This is a genomic window from Enterococcus sp. AZ188, assembly GCF_050544075.1.
In the GTDB taxonomy this organism is placed as follows: Bacteria; Bacillota; Bacilli; order Lactobacillales; family Enterococcaceae; genus Enterococcus_D; species Enterococcus_D entomosocium.
On the sequence record NZ_CP172943.1, the window covers coordinates 3,706,474 to 3,719,296 of the forward strand.

Annotated in this window: 11 protein-coding genes; all 11 read right to left on the minus strand. The window is 47.4% G+C overall.

Annotated features, from left to right (window positions below; genetic code table 11):
• Positions 1-228: 228 nt before the first annotated feature.
• The gene (locus IGI86_RS17025; RefSeq protein WP_008381720.1) at positions 229-2,709 is read right to left on the minus strand and encodes an ATP-dependent Clp protease ATP-binding subunit; all 2,481 of its coding nucleotides are present in this window, start codon (positions 2,707-2,709) and stop codon (positions 229-231) included.
• A gap of 5 nt (positions 2,710-2,714) precedes the next feature.
• Positions 2,715-3,182, minus strand: a complete 468-nt coding sequence (locus IGI86_RS17030; protein WP_005230319.1) for a CtsR family transcriptional regulator — start codon at positions 3,180-3,182, stop codon at positions 2,715-2,717.
• Positions 3,183-3,405: 223 nt separating this feature from the next.
• Positions 3,406-5,409: a Stk1 family PASTA domain-containing Ser/Thr kinase gene (gene pknB / locus IGI86_RS17035; RefSeq protein WP_005232981.1), complete on the minus strand. Its 2,004-nt coding sequence runs from the start codon at positions 5,407-5,409 to the stop codon at positions 3,406-3,408.
• Positions 5,406-6,146: a Stp1/IreP family PP2C-type Ser/Thr phosphatase gene (locus IGI86_RS17040; protein WP_005230317.1), complete on the minus strand. Its 741-nt coding sequence runs from the start codon at positions 6,144-6,146 to the stop codon at positions 5,406-5,408. The genes pknB and IGI86_RS17040 overlap by 4 nt, the downstream gene beginning before the upstream one ends.
• 14 nt (positions 6,147-6,160) lie before the next feature.
• A complete protein-coding gene (gene rsmB, locus IGI86_RS17045; RefSeq protein ID WP_430617618.1) occupies positions 6,161-7,519 on the minus strand; it encodes a 16S rRNA (cytosine(967)-C(5))-methyltransferase RsmB in 1,359 nt (452 codons plus the stop codon).
• Positions 7,509-8,462 (minus strand): methionyl-tRNA formyltransferase, encoded by a 954-nt coding sequence (gene fmt / locus IGI86_RS17050; protein ID WP_086332809.1) that lies wholly within the window; start codon positions 8,460-8,462, stop codon positions 7,509-7,511. The genes rsmB and fmt overlap by 11 nt, the downstream gene beginning before the upstream one ends.
• Positions 8,455-8,946 (minus strand): peptide deformylase, encoded by a 492-nt coding sequence (gene def / locus IGI86_RS17055; RefSeq protein WP_005230314.1) that lies wholly within the window; start codon positions 8,944-8,946, stop codon positions 8,455-8,457. Before def ends, fmt begins: the two co-directional genes overlap by 8 nt.
• 10 nt (positions 8,947-8,956) lie before the next feature.
• On the minus strand, positions 8,957-11,359 hold the full coding sequence (priA, locus tag IGI86_RS17060) for a primosomal protein N' (RefSeq protein ID WP_430617619.1): 2,403 nt from the start codon (positions 11,357-11,359) through the stop codon (positions 8,957-8,959).
• Positions 11,360-11,487: 128 nt separating this feature from the next.
• Positions 11,488-11,793, minus strand: coding sequence for a DNA-directed RNA polymerase subunit omega (gene rpoZ / locus IGI86_RS17065; protein ID WP_005232977.1), 306 nt, complete (start codon positions 11,791-11,793; stop codon positions 11,488-11,490).
• 5 nt (positions 11,794-11,798) lie between these two features.
• Positions 11,799-12,413: a guanylate kinase gene (gene gmk, locus IGI86_RS17070; RefSeq protein WP_005230308.1), complete on the minus strand. Its 615-nt coding sequence runs from the start codon at positions 12,411-12,413 to the stop codon at positions 11,799-11,801.
• A gap of 124 nt (positions 12,414-12,537) precedes the next feature.
• Positions 12,538-12,819 (minus strand): hypothetical protein, encoded by a 282-nt coding sequence (locus IGI86_RS17075; protein ID WP_005230307.1) that lies wholly within the window; start codon positions 12,817-12,819, stop codon positions 12,538-12,540.
• Positions 12,820-12,823: the final 4 nt, after the last annotated feature.

Sequence of the window (12,823 nt, forward strand, 5' to 3'; positions counted from 1 at the left end):
CAGGATTCTTTCCAAGAGGTCTCGTTACTCTTTTTTTCACGAATAGCGCTTTGATCATTAATCAACCGTTGTCATAAAGCTATTTAGAAGGATATTTTTTTGTGAATCATCAATCATAATCAGTGGAGACTTCTTGATCACTACTAGACATAACAAGACAAAAAAGCGGCGTTCCTATGGATGCCGATTGCTCGACCATAGAAACGCCACTACCGTTATTGGCTCGACTTAAACTTGTTGCAAGACCCGTGCTTGTCCCTCTTTGACATTGAGGGTGATCGATCCTTTGGAAGCACCGATCGTTACTTTGTCACCTAAATGAATTTGCCCTGATAGGAGTGCTTCACTTAAACGGTCTTCGACTTCTTTTTGCAAGGCTCGACGAATCGGCCGTGCCCCATATTCTGGATCAAAACCAGCTTTACCGATCACATCAATGGCAGATGGCGTGATCTTCAATTGGATGTCTTGGTTGCCTAATCGTTTGATGATCGCTTTGCTCATGATCTTCACGATCTCGTGGATCTCCCCTTCACCTAAGGATTGGAAGACCACTGTTTCATCCACACGGTTCAAGAACTCCGGACGGAAGGCTTTTTTCAGCTCTTCTAAGATCCGTTTTTGCATCGCTTGGTGATCTTTCGTTAAATCAGTGACATTAAACCCAACGCTTTTTTCTTCGCGGATTTGTTGGGCACCGATATTAGAGGTCATGATCAAAATCGTGTTGCGGAAATCGACCTTCCGACCCTTGGCATCCGTCAAATGACCATCATCTAGCACTTGCAAGAGGATATTGAAGACATCGGGATGGGCTTTTTCCACCTCGTCCAATAAGATGACGGAGTATGGTTTTGAACGGATTTTTTCCGTCAATTGCCCACCTTCATCGTAGCCGACATAGCCTGGCGGTGAACCGATCAAACGGCTCGTGCTGTATTTTTCCATAAATTCGGACATATCGACACGAACCAAGGCATCTTCACTACCAAACATCGCTTCTGCTAAGGCTTTGGCAAGCTCGGTTTTCCCGACACCGGTCGGGCCTAAGAACATGAAGGAACCAATTGGACGGTTCGGATCTTTCAACCCACTGCGGGCGCGGCGGATCGAACGAGCGACTGCCTTGACTGCTTCTTCTTGGCCAACTACCCGTTGATGCAAGATCTTTTCAAGATCCAACAAGCGTTCGCTTTCTTTTTTCTCCATCTGCTGCAAAGGTACGCCGGTCCATTGGGAAACGACCGTGGCAACATCTTCTGCAGTAACACTATCGGCATAGCCTGATGCTTCTTTGACTTCCATAAACGCTACTTCCGTCAGCTGTTGAGTCAATTTCTTTTCCTTGATCCGTAAACGAGCTGCTGCTTCAAAATCTTGCTGACGAATAGCGGCTTCTTTTTCTTCGATCAAGTTGGCGATCTCGTTTTGCAGATCTGCCAATTCTGAACTTTCATCGGTTTTGTCTAAACGCACTTTGGCAGCTGATTCATCCATCAAATCGATGGCTTTATCTGGTAATTGGCGCGAATTGATGTAACGCACGGACAGTTGCACAGCGGCGTGTAACGCATCATCAGAAATTTCCACCCCATGATGTTCTTCATAACGAGGACGCAAGCCCCGTAAAATTTCTTCCGCTTCTTCTGGTGTCGGTTCGTCGACTTGCACCCGGGCAAAACGGCGTTCTAACGCAGAATCTTTTTCAATGTATTTTTGGTACTCATCTAGTGTTGTGGCACCGATGGTTTGCAATTCCCCACGGGCTAAGGCTGGTTTCAGAATATTCGAGGCATCAATCGCCCCTTCTGCTCCGCCGGCCCCAATCAGTGTATGCAATTCATCAATGAATAAGATGATTTGACCATCTTGATAGATCTCATCAATGATTTTTTTCATTCGGTCTTCAAATTCGCCCCGGTATTTCGTTCCGGCAACTAAAGCCCCCATGTCCAGCATCATCAAACGCTTGTTTTGCATGTCTTCTGGGACTTCCCCATTGATGATTTTTTGGGCTAAGCCTTCGGCGATCGCGGTTTTCCCAACACCAGGTTCCCCCACGAGAACAGGGTTGTTTTTGGTCCGACGGCTAAGGATCTGGATCAGGCGTTTGACTTCTTTGGCACGACCGACAACAGGATCCAACCGTTTTTCACGGGCTAATTTGGTCAAATCACGAGCTAAGGAATCCAAGGTTGGTGTTCCTTGCTGCGCTTTGGCTTGGGCTGGACGACGACGACCAGCACTTCCGTTCGTTTTGCTTTCATTGAAGCCCATTTTTTTCTTCAAAAGCTGACGCATTTTCGCGAGACTCAAGCCGAGATTCAGCATGATTCGTGAAGCCAAAATGTCTTCGTCTCTTAATAAGCCTAATAATAGATGTTCGGTACCAATCTGCGGTGCCCCTAAACGCTTGGCTTCATCCCCTGCATAAGCAAATGTATGTTTTGCTCGTGGTGAATACGCGAGATAGGCATTTTCTGGGTATTGACGAACGGTGCCGTACCCTGTTAAATGTTCGATTTCTTCACGAATATCGTTTTCTGTGATATTCATTTCCCGTAACGTTTTGCCGGCGATCCCGTTTTGTTCAATGACCAGTGCCAATAGAATATGTTCAGAACCTACCGCTTGGTGCTTAAAGTATTTTGCTTCTTCTTGGGCGATAGCCAAAACGGCTTTCGCGCGTTGGGTGAATAATTCATCCATCTCTTTCACTTCCTGTCTTCGTAACTTAATCGTTCTAGAATTGCATGGAGCAAATCAGCTCGTGTTCTATTTTCATAAGGAGAACGTCCTAGAACTGCTTTCGCGATGACGGTCAATAATAAGTTGCCTTCTCGCTTGGACAGGATTCCTTCCTCATAAAGTTTCTGGATTATTGCATACGCATCTTTTTCCGAGATGGTTTCATCGAATAGTTGATTCATTTCTTTTAAGTAGTGGTGGCTGTCCGTGATTTTGACTTTTTCGATCCGAATATAGCCGCCCCCGCCGCGTTTGCTTTCAACCGCATAGCCTCTTTGAACGGTGAAGCGGGTATTGATCACGTAGTTTATTTGTGAGGGCACGCAGTTGAACAAATTTGCCATTTCCGCGCGACGAATCTCAATGGTTTCACTATCTTCAAGAATTTTCTTCAAATATGCTTCAATCAAATCGGAAGTATTGTGATGACTCAATTCATTCCCTCCCTTGACTAATTCTGACCTTCATTATACCCAATTTTTGAATCCTTGGAAAGATGTACGCTTGCACAAATGGCAGGACTAAAGGAAATTTTAAAGACACCTGTGCCTCACTATAAGGTTTAGAAACAAAAACAAGCAGCTGGACGGGGAACAAAAAGAGAATTCTTTGGTCCCCGAAGGCTGCTTGGTTAAAGTATTTGGTTTTAGCTAGTTTCTAATCACTTTCTGAGCTACTTTCACTCGTAGCGCTTGAATCAGAGGAATCATCTGAACTACTGCTTGGCGTCGATGAGGACGAATCATCTGGTTCAGGTCCTCTAGAGATCGTGACCGTTACAGTAGAGCCAACTTCGACGGAGGTTCCAGCACCTGGAGAGACACGGACAACATGTCCAGCTGGTACCGAGTCATTATAGCCGTCCTCTTCCTCAAAAGTCGAGTCCAATCCCGCTTCATTCAAGTCTGCTTCTGCATCGGCTTGGCTTTTCCCAACGATTCTTGGTACATTGACCATTTCCTGCCCACTGCTGACCGTCAAAGTGATGGTCGTTTGGGAAGTCACCACCGTTTCACCTGTTGCGGGTGCTTGGGCGATGATCGTGCCTGATGGTTGACTGCTAGATTGATAGTTCACTTCGATCTGTGATCGGTCGACACCACGAGACGTCAATGCTGCTCGTGCATCTGCCTCTGTCATGCCATAATAGTTGTCCATTGCGAAGCTATCTGGTCCGGAGCTGACCTTAAAGGTGATTTCGTCTTCTGCTGGGGAAACTTCCCGCCCTGCTGCTGGTGATTGACTGATAATATCCCCTTCATCGACATCATCTGACGACTCTAGCTCTTCTTTGATTCTGTCTTCATCAAAGCCCAAATCGATCAACTCTTTTTTGACATCATCAAAGGAGCGACCTTCATAGTCATCAAGGGTGATTTTCTTGGTTCCGCTACTGATGTAGAGGGTCACGACGGAATTCTTTTTGACTTCATTGCCTTCTGGCGGATCGGTCTTGACGACATTGCCTGCTTCGACTTCATCGTCTTCGATTTCTTCTACCTCGTCTGCCACTTGTAAGCCAGCGGCTTCCAGTTCGGCCCGGGCGGCCGCTTCTGTCTGGCCGTTGACTTCAGGAATCGCTACATCCCCCCGACCACCGCCGAATAGGAAATAACTGCCTATGCCTAGCAGTGCGATCACCATAATGACCGGCAGCAGCAGCCAGCGTTTGCGTTTTTTCTTTTTCGGTTTCGCTGATTCTTCGGCTTGATCCGCAGCCGTTTCTGCCACGGGTTCTTCCACTGGCGGCGTTTCAACTTGGGCTGCTTCTACAGGGGTCAGCACTCTCGTTTCATCCATCAGGGCATGAGGTTCCCATCTCGGTTCATTGAGTCGATCAGGTGACAATACAGTATCAAGATCCGCTCGCATTTCATCGGCAGTTTTGTACCGATCCGCCGGTTCTTTGGCGGTCGCCTTCAATACGACGTTTTCCAGCGATTGCGGAACATTTTTGTCATAGATCCGAATCGAAGGGATCTCATCTTGGAAATGTTTCAAGGCGATCGTTACGGCTGATTCGCCATCAAAAGGTACTTTGCCGGTTAAAATTTCATAGAGAATGATCCCAATCGCATAAATATCTGATTGATTGGTCGCCATACTGCCTCGTGCTTGTTCTGGTGAAAGATAATGCACCGAGCCTAGCATCGAGTTAGTTTGGGTGATCGATGTTTCTGATAGGGCGATCGCGATCCCAAAATCGGTGATTTTCACCACGCCGTCTTCATTGATCAGCACATTCTGGGGCTTGAGGTCCCGATGAATGATGCGGTGTTGATGGGCCAGCGCTACCGCTGATAAGATTTGTTGGATGATATCAACGATCTGCAAATAAGGTACTGGATAGTGCGTTTGGATATAGCGCTTGAGATCCATCCCTTTGACATATTCCATCACCAAAAACTGCATGCCGTCTTCTTCGCCGACATCATAAACGGTTACGATGTTGGGATGAACCAGCTCAGTCGCCGCCAATGCTTCTCGTTGAAAGCGCCGAATCGCACTTTGGTCGTTTTGGAAGTCAAAACGAAGCACTTTGATTGCCACTTCACGGTCTAAGATCAAGTCATGCGCCAAAAACACATTTGCCATTCCGCCGCTGCCGATATTGCCGATGATTTTGTATCGGCCGTTTATCTTCTTCCCAATTTCGATCATGGGCGCTCTCCTCCAACTTTAATCAATAATACCGTGATATTGTCGACACCGCCGCGTTCGTTGGCTTGATCGATCAATGATTGCACTGCTTCTTCCAGCACAGGGGTTTCTTGGATCGTTGCTGTGATCTCTTCATCTGAGACCATGTTGGTCAATCCGTCTGAACACAGCAGCAAATAATCCCCGTCTGCAATAAAGTGGATCGCCACATCGACTTCGACTTCGCTTGGCATGCCGATCGAGCGGGTCAAAACGTTTTTGCGAGGATGATTCAAGGCCATTTCTGCTGTGATTTGTCCTGACTTCACCAATTCATTGACCAGTGAATGGTCCTCTGTGATTTGGGTCAGCACTTGATTGCGTAAAAGATAGGCACGGCTGTCCCCGACATTGGCAATCGTAAACTGGTCGCCTAATAAGGCCACAGCAATGATCGTGGTGCCCATGCCGCTAAGTTCTTCTTGTTCTTGTCCTTTTTGGAAAATCACTTGGCTTTCTGCTTGGATTTTTTGGATCAGCCATTGGGCAGTTTTTTCACTGTCTGTCAGCTCTGTCTGTTCCCAAGCGGTGCCGATCTCACTGACTGCTTGACGGCTAGCGACATCTCCGGCCCGGTGGCCCCCCATGCCATCGGCAAGCAAGGCCAATGTCACATTGGCTTTATTTACATAGGTTGCTGCAAAATCTTGGTTTGTGTTGCGACGTTTGCCGACATCTGTTTGAAAACGAATCTCCAATTTCTTTCACCTCGTTACTTTTTGCGTAGACAACTGATAAAAAAGCCATCTGTCATAAAATCTTGCGGATAGATCGTCAACATATCCTCTTGAACAGCTTCGGCTGCCAGCGGTCCTACCGCAAGAGGCATTTGCTCAAATTCAGGATGGTCAGCGAGAAACGCTGCCACGACTTGTTGATTTTCTTCCTCTAGAATCGTACATGTGCTGTAGACCATTATACCCGATTTTTTCAAGGTTGGGGCGGCACTTTCCAAAATCTCTCGCTGAATCTGCGGCAAGCGTTGGAAATCGGCCTCCGTCTTGCTGTATTTAATGTCCGGCTTACGGCGCATCAACCCTAATCCAGAACAAGGGGCATCCACTAAGATGCGATCAAATTGTTCGGGGGCAAAGGTTTGAGCCGTCTCTCGGGCATCCATCACGCGGGTTTCCACAACTGCTTCTACGCCTAAACGTTGGGCATTTTGCTGAATCAGCTTAACTTTATGGGCATGGATATCCAGTGCTGTCACTTTGCCGCCCTCTGCTGCAGACAAGAAGGCAGCGATATGGGTCGTTTTGCCTCCTGGTGCGGCGCACGCATCCAATACTTGATGGTCCCGGGCTACTTGTAAAACGGGGGCAACCAGCATCGAACTTTCATCTTGGATCGTCAGTAAGCCTTCTTTGTAGAGGGAAGAGCCCGCCATAAATCCTTTGTCAGCCACAACCCCATAGGGGGAAAGCTCACTTGGTCGTGCGTCAATGCCTTCTTCTTGTAGCCGTTCGATCGCTGCTGCTTGCGAGATGCGCTGCAGATCGATACGACCACTGGCATGATTGGGTTCAAATAGGGCATAGCCTAGCTCACTGGTTTCTTCGATCCCAATTTGTTTGACTAGTTTCTTCGTTAGCCATAAGGGCAGGCTGATTTCCGTTGCTAAACGTTCCATTGGGTCTTTAATCAATACCAAGTCTGGCACTCCTTGTCGTTGGATCGTGCGCAGCACGCCATTGACGAATTTACCAGTCCCCGGATTGCCTTTGGCTTTCGCAATATCCACGGCTTCATGAATGATGGCATGGGCGGGTACTTTATCGAGATACAGCATCTGATACAAGGAAAGCCTCAGCAGCGTTTTGACCCACGGGTCGACTTTGCGGGCATTTTTAATAAACCGGTCCAAATAATAATCCAATAAAAGCTGACGACTGATGGTGCCGTACACCAATTCAGTCAGTAAGCGACCGTCCTTGTCATTTAAACGCCCTTGATTCATCAATTCCCGCAGCAGTAGATTGGAATAAGCACCGCCTTTTTCGATTCGCAACAACGCTTCTAGTGCCACAAAACGCACTGTATATTGTATGTCTCCAAGATTACGCTTCATAGGTACCTACCTGATCCCCTTTTTGAATCTGTTGTCCACTGCCGTTTAAGAATGCGGCAATGTCTTGTCGGCCTTTTCCAGCTGGCTGCAATTCATCGATAGCCAATACCGTGCCTTCCCCACAAGCGATCAGCAACGTTTTTTTCGTCCGTTCAATGATCGTTCCTGGCTGGGCTGTCGTCGTTTGCTCCAGCGGTGTTACTTGCCAAAGCTTCCAGCGGTTGCCGTTTTGTGTCGTAAAGGCGATCGGCCATGGCCGCATGCCTCGGACTTGGGCATCGATTTGCACCGCCGTTTTCTGCCAGTCAATGGCTTCTTGTTCACGGCTGATATTCGGCGAGAAGGTTACTTTCGCTTCTTCTTGTGGAACCGGCTGCAACTCTCCTGACAAGATTTTCGGCACAGTTTCCAGCAACAAGTCTTTGCCTAATAGGCTCAACTTATCAAACATCGTACCCACATCATCTTGTGCCGTGATGGGCAAATGAGCTTGAGCAAAAATACCGCCAGCATCCATTTTTTTGATCATTTCCATGATGGTTACACCCGTTTCTTGCTCGCCTTCCATGATGGCATAATGCACAGGTGCTCCGCCACGGTATTTCGGTAGTAGGGACGCATGAACGTTGATAGCGCCATACTTCGGTACTTCTAGTAAAGCACTAGGTAAAAATTGGCCGAAAGCTGCCGTGATCAGCAGATCAGGTGCTAAAGCTTGAATCTGCTCCATTTCTGGTGACCCACTGATTTTTTCTGGTTGTAAAACCAACAAGCCATGCTTCAACGCCGCTTCTTTGACGGGTGTCGGAGTGATGGTTTTTTTGCGACCGACGGGACGATCCGGCTGGGTCACGACTGCTGCCACTTCATAGCCGGCTTCAAGCAAACCTTCTAAAATTGGGACGGAAAACGCCGGGGTACCCATAAAGACGATTTTAGTCATTTTCATGTTCCTCCATATACTTTTCTAAGTCTTCTTCAGGAATGCGTTCGACGAGCTTGTCGACAAACAGCACGCCATTTAAATGATCGATCTCATGCTGCATCGCACGCGCCAAGTAGCCGAATGCTTCCACTTCCATTTCTTCTCCTTCTCGATCGAAATAGCGGACAGTGATCTCGTCTGCTCGTTTGACGGTCCCAAAGGTGTGGGGAATACTCAAGCAGCCTTCCACATCAAGGGATTCACCAGAAGAAGCGATGATCTCAGGGTTGATCATTTCAAAGCGATCGTCTTCTTCGACTTCCACGATCGCCACTTGCAGGTTTTTGCCGACTTGCGGTGCGGCAATACCGATCCCGTCATGGGCGACCATCGTTTCATAAAGGTCGTCTAGTAGCTGAACGAGCTCATCGGTAATTACTTTGACGGGTTTTGCTTGCCGACGAAGACGTTCATCGGGGGTGATAATAATAGGATAACGCATATTTTCTCCTCTAAATAAAATTCAACGGCTCTTGGTCAATCGATACGTACAATCCTTTGCGCTGATCGATTTGACTTTGATCCAACAGACGGGTCAACAAAGCAGGTAGCTGCGGTTCATTTTTGTATTTAATGATCAATTGGTAGTAATAACGGTTTTTCACCCGCAAAATCGCACTTGGTGCCGGACCCAACAAAATACTTCGCGGTGACAGCTCCTGCTGCAGATCCCGCGCGATCGCAAACATCTTCTGAGCGGCGACTTGCTCTTCGGGATGGCTGCAGGTGATTTTGACGGTGAAATAGTACGGTGGATAACCGCTTTGGTGCCGCATCCACATCTCTTTTTGATAGAAATCTTCGTAGTCTTGCGACTGTGCCAATTGGATGGCGTAGTGCTCAGGGTTGAATGTTTGGATCACCACTTCGCCAGTTTTTTCCGCCCGACCTGCCCGACCACTGACCTGAGTCAGCAGCTGGAACGTCCGTTCACTCGAACGAAAATCTGGCAAGTTCAAGGCGGTATCGGCATTCAAGACCCCTACCAGTGTGATATCAGGGAAATCCAAGCCTTTGGCGATCATTTGGGTCCCCAACAAAATATCCGCTTTTTTCTCCCCAAACAAGGTCAAGATTTTTTCGTGGGCGCCTTTTTTGCGGGTGGTATCGACATCCATCCGTAAAACCCGCGCTTCGGGAAACAGTTCCTTCAACTCTTCTTCCACTTTTTGCGTGCCCGTTCCGTAATAACGAATCTTGTCTGCATTACAGTTGGGGCAACGATGGGGGATGTGTTCTTCATGTCCGCAATAATGACAGCGCATCGTTTTGGTATCCATATGGAGCGTCAAGGAGATGTCGCAATTTGGGCAAGGCAAAACATACCCACAATCGCGGCACATCACGAAGGAAGAGTAGCCGCGCCGATTCAGCAGCAAGACGATCTGTTCTTTGCGGGCCAAGCGGTCTGTGATTTTTTCCTGTAACGGACGAGAAAAGGTTTGATACTTTTTGTTGGCAAATTCGGTACGCATATCCACGACTTCGATCTGCGGTAATTGCGCACTGGTTTTTGCCCGTTGATTCAATTTCAATAGGCGGTAGACTTCTTTTTGCGCCCGGGCACGAGACTCCAATGACGGCGTCGCACTGCCTAACACCACTGGACAGTGATGGTACTGGCTGCGCCAAATCGCTAAATCTCTCGCATGGTAACGAGGGGCTTCATCTTGCTTATAGGAGGCTTCGTGCTCCTCATCGACGATGATGACTCCGATGTTTTTCAACGGAGCAAAAATCGCCGAGCGGGCGCCAACCACCACCTGCGCCTCCCCACGTTCGATCTTACGCCATTCATCGTATTTTTCACCTTGGGACAAGCCGCTGTGTAAAACAGCCACTGCGTCGCCGAGACGGCTTTTAAAGCGTTCGACCATTTGCGGGGTCAAAGCGATCTCCGGTACGAGCATGATCGCAGTTTTGCCTTGTTTCAGCAATTGGGCGATCGCTTGTAGATAGACTTCTGTTTTTCCACTGCCGGTGATCCCTTCCAGTAAAAAAGTCTGCGCCTCTTGGTTATCCGCACAAGCAGTGATTTGCGCTACTGCAGCTGCCTGTTCTTCATTTAATTCAAGGGGGACCGTTTTTTGAAATTGACGGTCTTTGTAAGGATCACGGTAGGCTTCAACTTCCGTAAAGGTCAGCCAGCCAGCTTCTTGTGCTTGGTTCAAAGCCGCGGTGGAAATCCCTTGTTCGGTAAAAAAGGAAACCGGCAAGCGGGCTTCCTCTGTCAAAATCTGTAAGATTTCCAGCTTGCGTTTGGCCCCTTTGCGCAGCTGTTGCTGGACGGCGGGGATTTCTGCTGGCTCGATCTTACGTTCAATATAACGGGTCATTTTCGCTTTGTTTTTATTTTTCACGAGATACTGCAATTCAACTACTGCGGATTCCCGCAAAGGCTTCAACTGCGGCAGCAGCCCTGCACTTTCGGCGGCTTGCCAGCTGAGGATGCCGTCTTCGGGAAAATATTCTTTGATGGGATGATTTCCTTCGAGTAAAACGATCTGCTTTTGGTACTCGGCTTTCATCACACTAGGCAGCATCGTCTGCAAGCAAGTAATCTTAAAGGCAAAGGTCGTTTCCTTCATGTAGTCGGCTAATTGGAGAAGTTCTTCATTGACGACAGGCGACAAATCCAACAAACGAACGATTGGTTTTAAGGTCTGTTGCGGTTCGGCAACTTCTGAAAGCCCGACGACGAACCCTTGGATATGACGGTCACCTTTGCCAAATGGCACTTCGACCCGCATTCCTGTCTCAATGGCGGCTTGTAATTCTGATGGGATCAGATAAGTAAAAGGCTGATCGGTCTGCATCGTGGGAACATCCACGATCACTTCTGCTATGTACGCCATCTCTTCTCCTCCTTTTAGGTTCTATTTTACTAAATGGGCTGGGGTTTGTCTGTACCCCTTACAAAAATTTAACCATCGCCATTCAAAAGAAAAAGCCAGAACACAGGCGTGCTCTAGCTTGCTTTTGTCTATAGCTTTTGTTCGTCGCGGATACGCGCTTCTAATTCTTTTTGTTCTTGGTCTTTTTGCGCTTTGCGCTCTTCTTGTTCCATTTTCAAACGGGCCCGTTTGATTTCCGGATGCGGATCATTAACGACTAATTCCGCTTCGATTTCTTCAAGCGCTTGACCCACGCTTTTCACTGAATCAAAGTTTTCTAATGTTGCTTGCGCACCGGCATCAAGTTCATGCGCCCGTTTGCTTGCTAAGATCACTAATGAATATTTTGAGTTGACACGATCCAACAAAGAATCGATTGAAGGTTTTAACATCATATTTCTTACAGCTCCTCTAACATTTTGATATAGGTTCCGATCACTCGGTCAACGCGAAAATGTTCACTCGAAATAATTTCGCGAATTCGTTGGACTGCCTTAGGTACTTCATCATTGACAACGGCATAATCATATAAAGCCATCATTTCGATTTCTTCACGGGCGACACGCATCCGTTCATCGATCACTTCGGCAGAGTCGGTTCCTCTTCCTGTAATACGAGAGCGTAATTCTGCCAGATCAGGTGGCGTCAGAAAAATAAACACACCATCGGGAACTTTGTCTTTTACTTGTTTTGCCCCTTGCACTTCGATCTCTAAAAATACATCTTTTCCTTGATCCAGTGTTTGTTGGACATAAGATAATGGTGTGCCATAATAATTGCCGACATATTCGGCGTATTCCAGCATTTCACCGGCTTCGATCAAGGCTTCAAATTCTTCCCGCGTGCGGAAATAGTAATCGACCCCTTCCACTTCCCCCTCGCGTTTTTGACGAGTGGTCATTGAAACGGAATATTGAAAATCGTTGTCGTCACTCTCAAAAATTGCTTTGCGCACGGTCCCTTTCCCTACTCCGGAAGGTCCTGATAAAACTATAAGTAATCCTCGCTCTGACATAATGACGTCCTTTCACTGACATTTGCTTAACGTCTATTTTGCACTTTTTTTCAGCAACTTTCAAGAACTACTTTATTATAATGGGAATTTCATGAAATTGCTAGTCTACACTTCGGCTGCTTTCTTAAAAGCCCATGTTGCTTAAGGTATTGATGACCCCTGCTAATTCGTCTTTGGCAGTGATCGCTTTTTCGGTCGGATCCGTCACTTCTTGGCAATCGATACGCACGATGTACCGACGATTTAAAGAAACAGCTACGCCATCAACTAGTAGATGAAGAAAATCCGGCTCGATGGCTACGCAGGCATCTTCCCACGCAGAGAAATTCTCTTTATCAGAGGGAATACTGCGCTTGATGACATTTTTTCCGCTCAGTTCGTGAAAGGTGATATCGTAATATTTCATTGGT